At 53.4% G+C, this 15,264-nt stretch carries 15 protein-coding genes and 1 tRNA gene; 7 read left to right on the forward strand and 9 right to left on the reverse strand.

The window, feature by feature from the left end:
* Window positions 1-56 precede the first annotated feature (56 nt).
* Both ABSB80_RS06770 and ABSB80_RS06775 read left to right on the forward strand, forming a co-directional pair.
* Complete coding sequence (locus tag ABSB80_RS06770; RefSeq protein WP_428369453.1) at window positions 57-1,709, forward strand: zinc ribbon domain-containing protein; 1,653 nt, start codon at window positions 57-59, stop codon at window positions 1,707-1,709.
* Window positions 1,710-1,939: 230 nt separating this feature from the next.
* On the forward strand, window positions 1,940-2,668 hold the full coding sequence (locus ABSB80_RS06775; RefSeq protein ID WP_428369455.1) for a PP2C family protein-serine/threonine phosphatase: 729 nt from the start codon (window positions 1,940-1,942) through the stop codon (window positions 2,666-2,668).
* Between the two features lie 713 nt (window positions 2,669-3,381).
* Here ABSB80_RS06775 and ABSB80_RS06780 read toward each other — a convergent pair.
* The 6 genes from ABSB80_RS06780 to cfbA all read right to left on the reverse strand — a co-directional run bounded on the left by ABSB80_RS06780 (window position 3,382) and on the right by cfbA (window position 8,753).
* Window positions 3,382-3,456 (reverse strand) — tRNA-Glu (locus ABSB80_RS06780).
* 243 nt (window positions 3,457-3,699) lie between these two features.
* Entirely contained in the window at window positions 3,700-4,572 is an 873-nt protein-coding gene (ilvE, locus tag ABSB80_RS06785; protein ID WP_428369457.1) for a branched-chain-amino-acid transaminase, read from the reverse strand.
* A gap of 103 nt (window positions 4,573-4,675) precedes the next feature.
* The gene (cfbB, locus tag ABSB80_RS06790; protein ID WP_428369459.1) at window positions 4,676-6,052 is read right to left on the reverse strand and encodes a Ni-sirohydrochlorin a,c-diamide synthase; all 1,377 of its coding nucleotides are present in this window, start codon (window positions 6,050-6,052) and stop codon (window positions 4,676-4,678) included.
* Complete coding sequence (cfbD, locus tag ABSB80_RS06795; RefSeq protein WP_428369461.1) at window positions 6,049-7,113, reverse strand: Ni-sirohydrochlorin a,c-diamide reductive cyclase catalytic subunit; 1,065 nt, start codon at window positions 7,111-7,113, stop codon at window positions 6,049-6,051. The genes cfbB and cfbD overlap by 4 nt, the downstream gene beginning before the upstream one ends.
* 9 nt (window positions 7,114-7,122) lie before the next feature.
* Window positions 7,123-8,343 carry a coenzyme F430 synthase gene (cfbE, locus tag ABSB80_RS06800; protein ID WP_428369463.1) on the reverse strand — a complete coding sequence of 407 codons (1,221 nt, stop codon included), beginning with the start codon at window positions 8,341-8,343 and terminating at the stop codon, window positions 7,123-7,125.
* An 8-nt stretch (window positions 8,344-8,351) separates the two neighbouring features.
* The gene (gene cfbA / locus ABSB80_RS06805; RefSeq protein WP_428369465.1) at window positions 8,352-8,753 is read right to left on the reverse strand and encodes a sirohydrochlorin nickelochelatase; all 402 of its coding nucleotides are present in this window, start codon (window positions 8,751-8,753) and stop codon (window positions 8,352-8,354) included.
* A gap of 77 nt (window positions 8,754-8,830) precedes the next feature.
* On the opposite strand from cfbA, the gene ABSB80_RS06810 reads away from it, so the two are divergent.
* The 5 genes from ABSB80_RS06810 to ABSB80_RS06830 all read left to right on the forward strand — a co-directional run bounded on the left by ABSB80_RS06810 (window position 8,831) and on the right by ABSB80_RS06830 (window position 13,531).
* Window positions 8,831-9,283: a PDDEXK family nuclease gene (locus ABSB80_RS06810; protein ID WP_428369467.1), complete on the forward strand. Its 453-nt coding sequence runs from the start codon at window positions 8,831-8,833 to the stop codon at window positions 9,281-9,283.
* A 282-nt stretch (window positions 9,284-9,565) separates the two neighbouring features.
* Entirely contained in the window at window positions 9,566-10,714 is a 1,149-nt protein-coding gene (locus ABSB80_RS06815; protein WP_428369469.1) for a methanogenesis marker 9 domain-containing protein, read from the forward strand.
* On the forward strand, window positions 10,686-11,507 hold the full coding sequence (locus tag ABSB80_RS06820; protein ID WP_428369471.1) for a triphosphoribosyl-dephospho-CoA synthase: 822 nt from the start codon (window positions 10,686-10,688) through the stop codon (window positions 11,505-11,507). The genes ABSB80_RS06815 and ABSB80_RS06820 overlap by 29 nt, the downstream gene beginning before the upstream one ends.
* Window positions 11,495-12,049, forward strand: a complete 555-nt coding sequence (locus ABSB80_RS06825; protein WP_428369473.1) for a DUF447 domain-containing protein — start codon at window positions 11,495-11,497, stop codon at window positions 12,047-12,049. Before ABSB80_RS06820 ends, ABSB80_RS06825 begins: the two co-directional genes overlap by 13 nt.
* Before the next feature lie 117 nt (window positions 12,050-12,166).
* On the forward strand, window positions 12,167-13,531 hold the full coding sequence (locus ABSB80_RS06830) for an ATP-binding protein (RefSeq protein WP_428369475.1): 1,365 nt from the start codon (window positions 12,167-12,169) through the stop codon (window positions 13,529-13,531).
* Between the two features lie 113 nt (window positions 13,532-13,644).
* Here the strand turns inward: ABSB80_RS06830 and hypE are convergent, their stop codons facing one another.
* The 3 genes from hypE to ABSB80_RS06845 are packed head-to-tail and all read right to left on the reverse strand — an operon-like array spanning window position 13,645 to window position 15,203.
* Window positions 13,645-14,640 (reverse strand): hydrogenase expression/formation protein HypE, encoded by a 996-nt coding sequence (gene hypE / locus ABSB80_RS06835; protein WP_428369477.1) that lies wholly within the window; start codon window positions 14,638-14,640, stop codon window positions 13,645-13,647.
* Entirely contained in the window at window positions 14,641-14,979 is a 339-nt protein-coding gene (locus ABSB80_RS06840) for a hydrogenase maturation nickel metallochaperone HypA/HybF (RefSeq protein ID WP_428369479.1), read from the reverse strand. It abuts the gene before it with no gap.
* Window positions 14,979-15,203: a HypC/HybG/HupF family hydrogenase formation chaperone gene (locus ABSB80_RS06845; RefSeq protein ID WP_428369480.1), complete on the reverse strand. Its 225-nt coding sequence runs from the start codon at window positions 15,201-15,203 to the stop codon at window positions 14,979-14,981. Before ABSB80_RS06845 ends, ABSB80_RS06840 begins: the two co-directional genes overlap by 1 nt.
* Between the last annotated feature and the right edge of the window lie 61 nt (window positions 15,204-15,264).

A 15,264-nucleotide genomic window follows, 5' to 3' on the forward strand; every position in this document is an offset into this window, starting at 1 on the left:
TTTCACAAACACTTATTGTATCCGGGTGACGTAATTATATTCGAGAGAGTGGTTGCATGGCATATCCTGATCTGTATCATGACGAATCAATCCTTTTGAATGCGCAGAACGTCAAGGTCAAATCCGTATCATTTGAAGCCATACTGACGAACAGACGTCTCATTCTTGTTGACAGCAAAAAACACCTGATCCCGCCCCAGGAGATCCTGCTTGCAACGCTCAGAAATGTGGAAGAAGGTGAGAATGCTATCCGTGACCCGACCATCACACTCTCGCTCATCACCAGCAGTGGCGCGACCCGCCAGATGATCCTGACGTTCACAAAAACCAGCGGTGGGGAACGAAAGAGGGAGTGCGATGAATGGATCGGGATTCTTAAGCAACACCTGTCACCGGTATTCCAGCATCCGGTACCGCAGGATACCCCGTCGTCCGTAGAGCCACAACAGGTACCGGAACATGAAGAGATGGTCCCGCCACGATCAGAAGTTGGCGGGGCACCGACAATCCAGGCACCAAAAAAGAAGATTGAGATCTCCCGGCCGATGAAAAAGATTGTTGACTCGGTACCTGCCATGCCAAAACCCATTGAGACGACGTCGCTGCCAACAGGCTCCTTCTGCAACCGTTGCGGTAACCGGGTACCCCCGGAATCCGCTTTCTGTAACCGCTGCGGGACACCCGTCGTACAGGAGTCAGATCTGGGAACTCCCGCTGCTGAAATGGCCCCTGTTCCGGTCCCTCCCCAGGTTATACCCCAGGAAGTGGCTCCGGCCCCGGTCGTTCCGCAGGTCCAGGTCCCGCTCCCCCCGGTTTTCGGCACTGCTGCTGATAAAAAGGAAAGGCCTATCGAACAGGTAATTCATTCAATCGAACCCCTCATCGAAGATTCCGTCCCCCGTACAGAACCTGCTCCCATCATCCCGAAACACCATCCGATCCCACAGGCCGGACATATTCCGGAGGTCACGCAGTCGGAAACTTCTATCTCTGACATAAAATGGCCGGTAATTGCGACCGGAGATTCGTCTGCAGTTCCGGTCACCCCGCCCGTAACACCAGCCTCACCACCTCCGCATCTCCCGGTACCATCGCCGGGACGGAAGCGTTCAAGATACCTTGTGGCAGGGGTACTTGCCATTATTATCATTGCAGTAGTTGCCGGGGTTTTCCTGTTTGTACACCCGCTCGCTGGCGGAAACACCGGGACACCTGCCGTTACCCCTACACCATTGCCCGTTACGGTTGCCACAACGGTTGCAACACCCACACCATCCCCGGTCCCGACGACAGTATCTGCTGTGGTAACCCCGACCCCTTCATCAACACCGCAGGTCATAATTCCTAGTACCGGGGTCTGGGTCCGGGTCGTGTATCCCCATAATTTCGCGGGATCGGTGGGAACGCCCGGAAGCCTGACCGAGATTGGCGGCTCCGGTGAACAGTTATACCAGATATCCACGAGCGAGGGAACGGTTGTTGCTTCCGTCAGGAAATCGGATGGTTCGGCCGACAGCCTTCTGGTGGAACTTTATAAGGATGGCAGCCTGGTGCTGCAGAAATCAACCAATACACCGGAAGGGACCGTTGATATCCAGGCAAACCTCAAACCGTCACCAACCCCGACTCCTACGCCAACCCCGACAAAAATTCCTATCCCGGTAACAACAACGGTAAATACTACCGCTACAACGACTTCGACTCACTAAATCTTTTTTCTGCCAATTGAGGCATTGCGCAGGCGCTTACAGACCCAACTGCCGGATCCTGGTATTCCGGACAAACCCGGTATCCTTAATAATGCTACTCCGCTCTATCCTTGTGGAATATTTTTCCTGATTATCACCAAAAAATTATATACGAATTCCAAAAGGTATTGGGTCCCTCCGGTTTTTGGCAACAACAAAAGGATTATTTTACCGCGTGACATCCGGATGGTATGGCCCCGGTCCGCTTCATCGCACTATCGGAAAGAGGGATCCAGGACACGAACGAGGACTCATTTTGCGCTGAGAGAATCGGCAACTTCTCTGTGTTTGCAGTCGCAGATGGTCTTGACGGTCATCCTGCAGGAAGGATTGCAAGTGATATTGCAATTTCGTCGCTGATACGTGCAATCCGCAAAAGTGATGTATCCCCGAGAACGATCCTGGAGAATGCGGTCCATGATGCAGATAGAGAGATCCACCGGCAATCCGAACAGTCCCGTGAGAGATCGGGTATGGGTACGCAGATCGTTGCATGCCTGGTTGATGACAACCTGGACTGCACGGCCCTCGATATCGGTGACGGCAGTATCTACATTATCAATTCAGATGGAATTACAACCCCACGAGACCATGCTTCCCCTGAAACCAAAGGGCGGGACAGTCATTCGCGGGAGCAGACCGGACAAAACCCCCCGCTTTCAAAAATGGTTTCCCATGCACTCGGCGAACCGCGGGTCCTGAAGGACAATGATTTTACTGAACTGAACATACGCGACTCGTTCCTGTTACTGAGCTCGGACGGCTTATACGATTATGTGAAGAGAGACACCATCCAGGATATTATTATGGAGAATGGCAGTAACCTCGAAGCGTCCTGCGAAGAACTGATCCAAAAAGCGCTCTCTTCCGGGAGTGACGGTACCATTACCGTTGTCCTTGTTCGCGGCCAGACCGAATAATTATTCTTTTCATTTTGCTTCAATCGGGCCGTTGGACGGAACGTCCTCCCAAAACCGGGATACCTCACCTATGAAGGGCTGCACCCCCCAACTTACCCATCCGGGTTCGAAATGACCCCGGATTGGCATTTTTACCCGGCCCCCGACCGGCCTGTTTCTGGGGTTTTTGGGGGCAGTTTTCCGGGAAATCCCATTTTCGCCTCTGATGAGGAAAGGGGATGTTTTACGAAGAGAAAAACCGGCCTGTATAGATCTGTTTGGTCAGACGATCTCGGGCCGCCCCAAGGTGCAGAAGGTGGTGAGGGGGCAGGTACAAGAACCCCCTTTTTTAAGGATGGTGCTGATCGCAATTTCACCGCAAGCCCTGCCGGAATAAATCCAGCAAGGTCCGGTTGATCCCGAATACCATTTCAACCGCGATCACGATTGCAATCAAAATTTTCCAGGCAAGGTTTGATTGAAAATTTTTTACCAAGGTCTGCTCATAATTTTTCAGTCAAAGTCCGGTTGAAAATTTTCAACCAATGTTTGAGTGATCCGGAAATGATTTTCGATCGCGATCCGGAAAACGAAAAAAAATCCGGACAGGGTCCGGTTGAAATTTCCGGATAGTATCCGCTGGTAAGGTTCACCCCAGTACCGGGTGCAACGTCGCCCGAATTGCCAAGATTGCGGAAATAGGTATCCCTAGGGATTCTAACCGGAGAACAGGATGCTGCTATGGGGATTTGAACCCCAGTCGCGGGCGTGAAAGGCCCGCATGATTGGCCGGTCTACACTATAGCAGCACACGTTGCTCTATGTAGTTTCACGTAACGTCATAAATAGGTTATGGAAATACAAGTAACCACACAAGCTCCCTCCAGGAATTCCTGAGAGCGGTAAAAAAGTTCAATGCGTGAAAAGCACGAACATAACGCGGACCATCCGGAACGTGTAAGAAAAACCGGCATTATTACGAATTACTTATTCAATAACTAGATCAAGTACGAGCACATTGCCCTGCTGAAATGAACGGAATTCCGGAAAAATTATTTCTTATTAATGGGATACCCTTCTTTTTCCGTGACTGCCTTGAACGCGGCCATCAGCTGACGGGTCACCGGGCCGGGCTTGCCGGAGCCTATCGTCCGCCCGTCAACCCAGGTAATGGGTGCAACTTCAGCTGCGGTCCCGGTACAGATCATCTCATCTGCGGTATACAGGTCAAAGTAACCGATGTTCTGTTCTTTGACGGTAATTCCCAGAGACCTTGAGATCTCCAGCAGTACCATGCGGGTAATACCACGGAGGTTATTGAGCGTGGGCGGGGTGATGATCTCCCCGTTTTTGACAATATACAGGTTGTCTCCGGAACCTTCGGATATATACCCGTTCGTATCGAAGAATATCGCCTCGTCCCCTCCTTTGTAGTTTGCCTCGATCTTCGCAAGGATGTTGTTGAGATAATTGAGGCTTTTGACATTCGGGGGCAGGGACTCCGCCGGGTTCCGGCGGATCGAGACCGTGACGGCCCGGAGGCCCTTCTCGTACAGGTCCCCGTACATCGCCCCCCAAGTCACGGCAATGACAATGACCGACGCTTTCGGGCACTTCCGCGGGTCGAGCCCGAGGTCCCCGACGCCCCGGGTTATGATCGGGCGGATGTAGGCATCCATCAGGATGTTCCTGCGCAGGGTCTCGCAGATGGCTTCAGTCAGCTCCTCCTTGGAGATGGGCGGGTGGAGATCGATGGTCTGGGCGGAATCATAGAGCCGGTCAATGTGCTCCTTCAACCGGAATATCCTTCCGTTATAGGCCCGGATCCCTTCGAAAACGCCATCACCGTAGAGGAACCCGTGATCAAACACCGAAACTTTTGCCTGGTCGTCCGGCAGGTATCTCCCATCATAGTAGATGATCATAGCTGTTGATGGGGTGTAGGGGGTTTTGTAGTTTTTTCTTTTGTTCGGTTAAAACGGACACCAGGAGCCAGGTGTGCCAACCATGAGGAGCCAGGTAATTTCATCACCGAACTTTTTTGCACAGGCCAACAAAATGGCGGAACATCCCGGCACTTGCAACCGGGTGCAGGTGCGTATAACTGCCGAGCGTGTTGTTCACGACAGCCCCGTCGAGATTGTCCCGGATGCCGATGCCGCGGGAGAGCGTATAGGAGAAGCGGGTATCCTTCTTCAGTATGACTTCGGAATAATGGAACTCGTGCCCCCGGAACTGCGCACTTCCCACCGGGGAATCGGCATCGCTTGTCCCTTCGACATAACTTACCACCCTCCGCGCAGGCATCCGGGTCTCCCCGGAAAACACCCCGCACATCTCTGAATCGCGCTCCTTCTCCACTCCCTGCCATCCTTTTTTCAGGGTCATGCGCCCGGTAAGATACATCAGCCCGCCGCATTCGGCATAGACAGGGACACCGTTCCGGGAGGTTTCCCGGACTGATTCACGCATTCTGTCGTTGGCCTCCAGCTCGCCGGTAAAAAGTTCCGGATATCCCCCGCCGAGGATATAGCCGTCCGCTTCGGGTAACCGGTCGTGGACAGGACTGAACGGGACCGTTTCAGCGCCAAAGGTCCTGAGAAGATCAAACAGGTCCGCATAGTAAAAGTTGAATGCCTCATCGATCGCGATACCTATCCTGACTTCCAGTGCCGGGGTCCTGTCAAAAATGGTAGCCGGTTTTTCCGCAAATCCGATCTCTTTCATCAGCGACCGGAGTCGTTCAAGATCGACATACTGGCTTATCATATCGGTTATCGTGGCTATGCGTGCATCGAAATCTCCGTGCCCGGAACCTTCGCGGTACGGCACAAGGCCAAGGTGGCGCATCGCAAGCTGCATCTCTTCCATACGGGGTATCGCCCCGACAACGGGTACATTGCAATAGTGCTCAATGGCTGTGACCGCTTTTGTCCTGTGCGAGCCACCTTTGATATTGTTGAGGATGACCCCCGCGATCCGGATGGCCGGGTCGAACTCCTGGAACCCTTTGACGATCGCTGCAGCACTCCGGGTAATGCTCTGCGCCGACACGACAAGAACTACCGGCAGGTCAAGTTCCTTGGCTATTGCCGCTGTGCTGCCGGTATCGGTCAGTGCATCGGCACCTTCATAGAGCCCCCGCACACCTTCCACCAGAGCGATGTCCGCACCCCGGCACCCGAACCGGAAAATATCCTGTATCTGGTGCCGGTCAAGGGTGTAACTGTCAAGGTTCCGGCAGGGACGGTGCGATACTGCAGCAAGATACGAAGGATCGATATAATCCATCCCTACCTTGAAGGTCTGGACCATGTTGCTTTTCGAAAGGAGAGCTGCGAGGGCAAGCGTGATGCTGGTCTTGCCACTGCCGGACCGGTCTCCTGTGATGAGGAGAGCTTTCATCCAATGCTCCGCAGGACAGCCCCGAACTCGCTCCCGATAATCTCCCGCACTCCGAGAGTCTTCGGGTGCAGGTCGATCTCGACCATGACGTGGCGGTGCCCGATATTCCGGAGAGGTGCGACCTGCCGTGGCCCGTTCGTGATGGAGAAACACTCAATTCCGGCAGTGTATTCAGGGGGGATTGCATGGGGCACACCGGCAATAAGGGCAAACGCAGGGTCGATCTCCCGCATCCGCTTTCCAAGGGCGTCACCATTGGCACCATACTCATCGAGTGCCCCGATATACTCGGATTTTACGCCGCGCTGTTCCAGCTCCTCCGCAATCCGCGCTGCGTCACCGCGGGTCTTCGGCAGCCCGCGTGGTTCAAGATTTGCCAGGTATGTGATGTCGGCATCCGGGCACACATCGTGGAGTGCGATCAGTTCATCGGCAAACATATATGCCGTCTCCTTTTTCGCGTTCATGATGGCAATCCCTTTTGCCCCTCCCCGGGCCAGCCTGACGAGCTCCCGTGCAGCGATATGTTTGAGATCCCCCCGGGACGCTTCGATATAGGGTTGCGATGCAGCCCCCCGCACCCGCTCGACCTCATTGGCCTTCTCCATCAGGAAACGCTGCCTGGCGAGTTCATCGCCTGATATCCATCCGGCCCGTTCGGCTGCTTCAAGCGTTGAAAGTACACCGGCAATATTCTCCAGGTACCCTGCGTGAATATCAACCGCTATGGTGGGAGTCGTGATACCGGCCCCGTCAATTGCGGACTGGAGATCCTCACCGATAATCATGGCAACACACGTGCCTACCACCGCCATCCGGCTGGGTGAGAATGTATCCTCGGCATACCGCAGCACATCCTCGAGGGATTTCTGGCCGCCGAAGATGAACTCGTTGTCAGCCAGCGAAGTGGTCAGAACCCGCATCCCGTCCTCCTCGAGCAGCCGGGCATGTTTGAATGAACAGCCGGATGGACCGTGCAGGATCGCAACGTCGACATTGAGATCGCGGGCAGTATACAGGGCTGCGACAATGGAACTCGGGCGGGGGTGCATATACTTCATCCGTATCACTTATCTCCACATCTTGACAGAGAGGACTATGGATCCCCGCACGGTCTTTTTCCTGGCAAGGGAATACCCTTCGTCAAGCGTCTGAGCGTGCGCAGTTATGAGCGGGGCGAGACGTTTGTATTCATCCGTGCCCGGCTTCGGGAACCTTCCGACCCAGATAAGCCTTTGAGCGCGGATTTCCTCTATAGCCGCAAGAATCTGGTCCTGGGCGAAACCTTCGCATACCGCACCGTCGCCTTCCTGCTGCCCGATGACAAGAGTCATATCTTCACTGGCCGAGGTGCTCCGTGCATAACGGGCTGCATCAATGGTGGTCACAACATTTGTTCCGGTGTTGGCGTTATCCACCACCAGCAGGTCCTGCTCGTAGGAAACTGACATCCGCCCGGCCAGAGAGGCGAACGATGAGAGCGGGGACGGGTCCTGTCCAAGCATCAATGCTGCCGCTGCGGCAAGCAGTATTGGTTCATTATATGCCGGCAGCGCGAGAAGCGGTGAACTGAACCGCCGGGTTTTGCCATCGAATGTGAGGACGCATTCAATTCCATCACAGGATGCAATGTCCTCAAGATGCACAATACCATCCTGATAACCGGCCCGGATATTTTCCGCAAGAAGGAGGTGCCGGCAGTGTTTTGTTGACGCCAGCTTGGCCTTGACGGCTGATTTCTTCCCGCTTGCAAAAGAATAATCCTCATCTGATGTGATAACGGCAAGGGTCCCTGCTCCGGTGACGCCAAGAGATTCCTCCACAACCAGCCACCCATGGATCTCCTTGGCCAACCGGACGACTTCGAGTACCGAACCGGGCGTAATACTGGACCGGGAGATCCAGGTTTTTTCCGGGAACCTGAATGTCCCGTTCGACGTATGCAGGATTCCTTTACCAGGAAGCAGGGATGCCAGGGCATGGGCGGTTGTCGTCTTTCCCCGGGCACCGGTAATCTCTATCATGGGCCTGGGGATATCGTCACCAAGCAGCTGGCGGACCGCCTCATGGTGGCTGATTACCGGCACTGTTGCATGTTTCAGGAGCGGGTGATCGGGGTCGAGATGGACCGGGGCAACGATAAGGTCATAGGTTCTTGAAAGGGCAGTCTTTTCATCCACTGCCGTTTCTCCACGGTACACATCCACAAGGTCCACCGCGTCTCCGCGGGCTGCAAAAGCCTTGCTTATTATCTTTCCTCCATGGATTGTGTCCAGTACCAGGATGCGCATAAAATACGTCAGAGGAGTGCGAGCGCTTTTGTCGCGTTCTTGATCATGAGATCGGCAAGCAGGGGATCGCTCCCGATCGGGTCTGCGTATACGAGCGGTATCGTTTTGCCGTTCAACACAAAGCTCCCTTTCTTTGTCCCTTCGGGCAATCCGATCTCACCGGGAATGTCTTTTTCTATATGGACTCCTTTTGCAAGGAAGAGGGGTACTACCACGAGCACATCGATCGGTTCGAGCCGGAATTCAGTGAGTGACTCCTTGATTGATGGCTTATTCATGTTCATAAAACCACATTTGACAATAAACTCCGTATTGTGCGCCCTGATGAAAGCTGCAGTCTTCTCGACGAGCTCCTGGTTGTAGGGCATCGTGCTCCCGTGCCCTACGAGTAACATTCCCTTTGTACTCATATAACAAATAGTATTACCGGACAGATTAAAAATTCTTACCAAATGGTTTTTTTCGGATGACGTCGCACCAGTAATCGATGAGTGATTTCGAGCGGGAGATTGTCCACTGCCTGAACCGGTATTTCAAAACACACCATATTCAGGGATTTGCCTACCGGCTCAAGCAGCATAAGTTCACCAGCCAGTACGTGGACGTGCTGGTGGACTCCCTCAATCCTTCCTATTACCTTTCTATTGAATGTAAATCCATTATGGATAAGAAGCTCTACTTTTCCCAGCATTTTCATGCCGATAAGAATAATGTCCACCAGGTGGACACAATATCGGATTTCCTCTCGAAGACCGGGCGGACAGGGTACCTTGCGATCGAATTCCGGCATGGGCCGGGAAAAGCAAATGAGGCGTTCCTGATACCATGGGCGACCGTTATAGAACATTTCAGGAACAACAGAGGGATAACCGTTGAGGACGCAAAGGACTGCATCGCACTGGGCCGGACCAGGGATGGATATTGTGTCGAGCAACTCTGAGAGAAATTCAAAAACCACGTGGCTTGCCACGAAGTTGATCTGTCTTGATTGGATTCCTGCATGCCGGAGACCGTGCGCTTCGCTCCCGGTCTTCTCCTGATCCGGCATATGCCCCTCCTCAATACAATCCCGTGCTCACTTTCGTTCGCGAACGGGGATTAATAGGTACTTGCATGTCGAAGACCGTGCGCTTCGCTCCCGGTCTTCTCCTGATCCGGCACATGCCCCTCCTCAATACAATCCCGTGCTCACTTTCGTTCGCGGACGGGGATTAATAGGTACTTGCATATCGAAGACCATGCGTTTGAGCGCTTCGGGCTGCTCATCAATGACCGGGTTGTCAGGACTCCCGTGGCGGTTGCATCAATGGCAGGAATTGTCGATGCAGCATACGTGCTCGAACGCGCAAGCCACATCGGCCTCGCTTTTATCGGCGGATATTCCATTGATGACCCGACCATGAATGCCGCAGAGACCATCGCTTCTGCAGGCGACCGTAAAGAATTCCTATATGATGATCCGGTAACCGGACTTACAAGCCAGATCCGGAAACTGGAAGGATCCGGCGTGATCACCGGGATCAACCTTCGCGGGAGTACCCCCGACTCATTTTGCGACCTGGTGAGGGTGCTCGGGGATACGGTCGTCTACGAGATCGATGCCCACTGCCGCCAGCCGGCCATGGTTGAAGCCGGGTGTGGGGAATATTATCTCAGGAACGTGGAAAAGCTCCTTGCCGTTGTCCGTGCTCTCAAAGGGACCGGTGTTACGGTATCGGTGAAGATCAGGGCCGGTATTGCAGACGATGACCGGCGGTTAGCCGGAAAACTCTGGGAGGCGGGAGCAGACATTCTTCACGTGGACCTCATGGACTTCGGCACGGCAAAGCTCCGGCAGATCAGGAACAGCTGCCCCCTGATGTTGATCGCCAATAATTCCATCAACACGTTCGATCGCATGAAAGACATGCTCTCCCATGGTGCCGATATCGTTTCTCTCGCGCGACATTCGGACATGCGGACTCTTGCCGGGCTCGATGCTGCCATTACCCGGTACGCGGACGAAGAAGGATGGTACAATGCGCCAAAGCAGCTCTGTCGCGGGGGGGATATCCGTTCCCTCACGTTCTGTTGCATGCCGGTGAAAGAGTGCCCGCTGATCCCGACCCTTTCGCGCATCGGCATGCCCCGGGAAGACTATATAGCGATGAAAACCGGTGCCGTGAAGGGGACCCCTCTCGAAGACGGCAAGCAGACCTGTTTTGGCAGCCTTTCCTGGTGCTGCAAGACGTCATCGCCTTGCATGTTCCGGGATATGACCCTCAGGCAGACGGGACTTACAAAGAAAGAGTATATGCGCCTCAAACGCGAGCTTTCAGATACGATAATGAGCCGTGTTTTCCATGACGTGCCTGCAGATACCAGCCGCTGAACGGGCGCAACTTGCAATGATGCTTGAGGTCTGCGCCTACCCGAAGCCGGGAAACGTTGACCGCTGCCACGATTATCCTGATACCCGGCTCGAACATTTCCTGGCATCCACCATCTTTGCCCGCTCTGCCTTTGAAGAAGCTGAACTGGGTACTGGAAGGATCGGGGAGATCATCAAACATGCAGTCCGTGATACAAACTGCCATCTGGGGGGAAATACTCACTTTGGGGCATTTATCCTTCTCATCCCGCTTATTTACGGAAAAGACATTCACGGTGCGCAGAAAGCCATAGAAAAGACCGATACCTCGGATGCCGTAGCATTCTACAAGGCCTTTGCCATGACATCGGTGAGGATGAACGCAGCGGATGAACTTGATGTCAATGACCCGCATACGCTGACCCTGATACGCGACCGCGGGATGACACTTCTTGACATCATGCAGCACTCTGCGGCAAGTGATATGGTGGCCCGCGAGTGGGTGACCGGATTTCGCCTGTCCCGGCGGGGTGCGGACATTCTCAAGGAGACCGGCCCAGGCAGGCAGGCAATTGTCCGGACGTTCCTCACGCTCCTTGCAACAGAACCTGATACCTTCATCATCAAGAAGCACGGCGCCGGAGTGGCGCAGGAGATCATGAACAGTGCGCGCGATGTGCTCGACGGGAAACGTTCGGCAGAGGATCTCGACGGCGAGTGCATTTCACGGGGTATCAATCCGGGTTCCATCGCCGACATCCTGATCGCATCCCTCTTTATCGCGCTCGGGGAACGCTGGTCATGGGACTATTGACTGAGGGTATCAATGAGGTCATTGCGACTACCGGGTTCAACGCTGCCCCTATAGGCATCCACTTCCGCGAAGGGGAAGCAAGTCTTGTGCTCTTTATCGGGAGCCACACTGCCGATAACATTGTGAGGGATGGCTGGATCGTGGCGAATCTGATCCATGATCCGGTACTCTATGTCAAAACTGCATTTGATGACATTTCCCGCGAATCGTTCGTAGAAGAGCCCGTTGGCGGGAAAAAAATGCAGCGGCTGGCCGGCGCTGACGCCTGGGCAGCATTCACTGCATCGGTCGAACGAAAGACAAACGAGGCACTGGTGGTCAGGCTCACCCTGGAAAAGGAGATTATTGAAGAGGTCTTTGCCTGCCCGGTGAACCGGGGGTTCAACAGTATTATTGACATGGCAGTATATGCAACACGGTACAGGAAAAACCGGGATCCGGACCTTAAAAAACTGATCGATTATCACGCGGGGATCGTAAGGAAATGCGGCGGAAGACAGGAACTCGCAGCCATGGAACTTTTGATGAAATATCTAGCCTGAAAGAAAGAGCCCGCAAATTTTTTTTCGGATTCAAATCAGAGTTAATATATTTATCATCGAAGAATATGAGTGTAAGCACTCAACGTTTTTTCCCCTAAACAGGTTTCTCCGTGAACCATGACGATGCGGCCTATCACCCGGAAAAGGCAGATCCTGTATGATATCTGTATCATCGGGAGTATCATTGCTGCAGGAGTGATCACCTATTTCAGTATCCAGAAGGGAATTTACGATGTATTCCCGTACTTTTACCTCATCCCCATTGTCCTTATCGCGTTTTCACGCCCGAAGCTGAGTATCTACGGGACGGTTCTGGTAGGCTGGTTGTATATCGCGCTGGTCTTTATCATCGGGTTGCCGGACAATCGGTTGTATACGGTTGCCACGGTCTGGTTCTACATCTTCGTCTCACTGGGGGTCCTTATCTCCACGTATTCGCAGGTATACCGGAAGGAAGGCGAGAAGAGCTGCGGGGCATATTACAATTCCCAGGCCGGGGTATTCAGCTATGACCGGCAGACCCTCAGGATCATGGATGCCAACCGGAAATTTGCCAATATGATCCGGTACGATTGTGATGAGCTCATGCAGAAGTCCCTCCCTGACCTCATTCCGGACCGGGAAGAACGGGAATGTTTCATCACTAAGATCCGCGACATGCGGAGGGTCGGGGATATCGAAGTCAGGTTCCGTGCCTGGGACGGAAGTATGCGATGGGCACTTGTCTCCGCCGCAGAAACCGGTGAACCCGGCGTCATCTGCACAGTCGTTGATATTACTGACAATAAATTATCGCAGGAAGCACTGACTCAGGCCAATAAGAAACTCAACCTGCTCAATAACGTTACACGCCATGATATCCTCAACCAGTTGACTGCACTCCTCGGGTTTCTCGAACTCTCAAAACAGGATACCACGGATCCCCACCTGGTCAACTTTCTGCTCAAAGAGGAACATGCTGCGAATGCGATCCGCAGCCAGATCCTGTTCACCCGTGATTACCAGAATATCGGCGTGCATTCACCCCAGTGGCATAATGTCGCGGAGACGGTATCACTTGCCCTGGCAAGCATCGACATCCATTCGGTCCTTATAAATGTCACAATACCTCCTGTTGAGATATATGCCGATCCCCTCCTTGAGAAAGTATTTTACAATCTCATCGACAATTCAATCCGCCACGGGGAGCATGTGACAGAGATCATAATCAGGTCCGAAGAATACACCGATAGTCTCGATCTCATCGTTGAAGATGACGGGATCGGGATCCCCCATGAAGAGAAGGAACATATTTTCCGGAGGGAATATTTTAAACATACCGGGTTTGGCCTCTTCTTGTCACGGGAGATCCTCGCAATAACCAACCTGACGGTACGGGAGACGGGTATCCCAGGGGAAGGTGCGCGATTTATCATCCACGTACCACGGGAAGCATATCGGTCGATTGGAGGGAGCTCTATCGATCAAACAAAAAAACCGTAAGTACACGGCACCCGAAAGAATTGCATGCGGGAAATCCTGCCGGCCGCAATCAAATCTGCAAAACTGTAGAGATGGAGGATGGATGATTCTGCATAAAAATTTTTTGAAAATTTTCAGCAGACGCGGGGGACCGGATCACCCATCGGAGGCTCAATAAACCGTTCACCGCCGATTTTTGTTTCCATGATAACATGGGCCCCTCTGGTGACGTTCCCGACAATTATCGCGTCCTTTCCATAGGGGTGTGAACGGAGAGCTGAAAGGATAGCATCTGCTTCGGACGCCGGGACACCCATCACTACTTTGCCTTCGTTGGCGACTTCAAGAGGGTCGATGCCCAGCATTCCCGCAGCACTTTTCACATTTTTTCGGATGGGTATATACTCTTCCTGCACCCGAACGCACACGCCGCTTTTCCGGGCCATCTCATTGATTGCGCTGGCAAACCCGCCACGGGTCGGGTCTTTCATGGCATGAATCGTCCCGGCATCGAGCACCTTTTCCATCATTTTCCAGAGGGGGGCTACATCTGATTTTATCTGTTCTCCAAGGTCAAACCCTTCGCGGTGTGCCATGATGGCAAGGCCATGATCCCCAAGGGTGCCGGAAACGATGACCACATCTCCGGGCACGAGCCCGTTGTCCCGCACGATCTTTCTGGCTATCCCGATTCCCGAGGTATTGATAGCAATCCCGTCGAGTGCACCTCTCTCCATGACTTTCGTATCACCGGTGACAAGGTTTGCACCCGCCTCACCGAGGGCCTCATCCATGGAGGCAACGATCCGTGCAAGATCGTCGATATCGAAACCTTCCTCTATGATCATGCCGCATGACAGGGCAATGGGCCTGCCTCCCATCATTGCGAGATCGTTGACGGTGCCACAGACCGAGATCCGGCCGATATCCCCGCCCGGGAAAAAGATCGGCCGTACAATGTGGGAATCCGTGGTGAATACAAGGTTCTCTCCATTGAAGGGGATAACCGCACCGTCATCCATGGCCTCCAGTCCGATACCGCCGGCATTATTATGCCGGAATTTGGTGAGGGTCTGGAGCAGTTCCCCCATCACTTCACCACCGGCACCGTGCATCATGGTGACTTTCATCTAATCTTCCACCTCGATCTCCACGTTGGTGACAACGATCTCCCTGCCTTTCACCAGTTCCGGAAGTGCCCCGCATTTCGGGCACAGGTAAATCTCATTCCCGCTATACCCGCACGCGCATCTGGTCTCCGGGGATATCTCATGACATTCGAGAACAGCATATTGAAAGAGAGGATCATCTTCTTTGATGGTGTCAAAAAGGAATACGACCTGTTCCGGGTTCACCATCGCCATCCTGCCGACGTCCACACTGATCTTTTTTACTTTTATCGCGTGATGCTCGTGTGCGGCAGACCGTGCAGTTGCATAAAGGTCATACGCAATGGAGTACTCGTGCATCAACTCTCCATTGCCGCATAGACCTGTTTGAAGATCTCACGGGTCTCGAGTCCCTCTTCGCGGGAGAGCCGCTGGATCGCAAACCCGACGTGGACGAGCACGAACTCCCCGACTTTTACATCGACGAGGTCAAGCTTCACTTCCTGCCTGAGCTCGCCATAGTCCACAAGGCCGATATTTCCCTCTTTTATTTCAATTACTTCCGCGGGAACTGCCACACACATAAAAAAATCCTCTCTTTTATCTGTCATTAGTGTGTGAGTTTCAATCACATAAAAACGATGA

Origin of the sequence: Methanoregula sp. (genome assembly GCF_050010295.1) — an archaeon.
Taxonomy (GTDB): domain Archaea; phylum Halobacteriota; class Methanomicrobia; order Methanomicrobiales; family Methanospirillaceae; genus Methanoregula.

What these genes read in the sequence shown, in the direction of transcription:
- ABSB80_RS06770 (WP_428369453.1), top strand. Translation starts at nt 57, where the DNA reads ATGGCATATCCTGATCTGTATCATGACGAATCAATCCTTTTGAATGCG.
- ABSB80_RS06775 (WP_428369455.1), top strand. Translation starts at nt 1,940, where the DNA reads ATGGCCCCGGTCCGCTTCATCGCACTATCGGAAAGAGGGATCCAGGAC.
- ilvE (WP_428369457.1), bottom strand. Translation starts at nt 4,572, where the DNA reads ATGATCATCTACTATGATGGGAGATACCTGCCGGACGACCAGGCAAAA.
- cfbB (WP_428369459.1), bottom strand. Translation starts at nt 6,052, where the DNA reads ATGAAAGCTCTCCTCATCACAGGAGACCGGTCCGGCAGTGGCAAGACC.
- cfbD (WP_428369461.1), bottom strand. Translation starts at nt 7,113, where the DNA reads ATGAAGTATATGCACCCCCGCCCGAGTTCCATTGTCGCAGCCCTGTAT.
- cfbE (WP_428369463.1), bottom strand. Translation starts at nt 8,343, where the DNA reads ATGCGCATCCTGGTACTGGACACAATCCATGGAGGAAAGATAATAAGC.
- cfbA (WP_428369465.1), bottom strand. Translation starts at nt 8,753, where the DNA reads ATGAGTACAAAGGGAATGTTACTCGTAGGGCACGGGAGCACGATGCCC.
- ABSB80_RS06810 (WP_428369467.1), top strand. Translation starts at nt 8,831, where the DNA reads ATGAGTGATTTCGAGCGGGAGATTGTCCACTGCCTGAACCGGTATTTC.
- ABSB80_RS06820 (WP_428369471.1), top strand. Translation starts at nt 10,686, where the DNA reads ATGACGTGCCTGCAGATACCAGCCGCTGAACGGGCGCAACTTGCAATG.
- ABSB80_RS06825 (WP_428369473.1), top strand. Translation starts at nt 11,495, where the DNA reads ATGGGACTATTGACTGAGGGTATCAATGAGGTCATTGCGACTACCGGG.
- ABSB80_RS06830 (WP_428369475.1), top strand. Translation starts at nt 12,167, where the DNA reads ATGACGATGCGGCCTATCACCCGGAAAAGGCAGATCCTGTATGATATC.
- hypE (WP_428369477.1), bottom strand. Translation starts at nt 14,640, where the DNA reads ATGAAAGTCACCATGATGCACGGTGCCGGTGGTGAAGTGATGGGGGAA.
- ABSB80_RS06840 (WP_428369479.1), bottom strand. Translation starts at nt 14,979, where the DNA reads ATGCACGAGTACTCCATTGCGTATGACCTTTATGCAACTGCACGGTCT.
- ABSB80_RS06845 (WP_428369480.1), bottom strand. Translation starts at nt 15,203, where the DNA reads ATGTGTGTGGCAGTTCCCGCGGAAGTAATTGAAATAAAAGAGGGAAAT.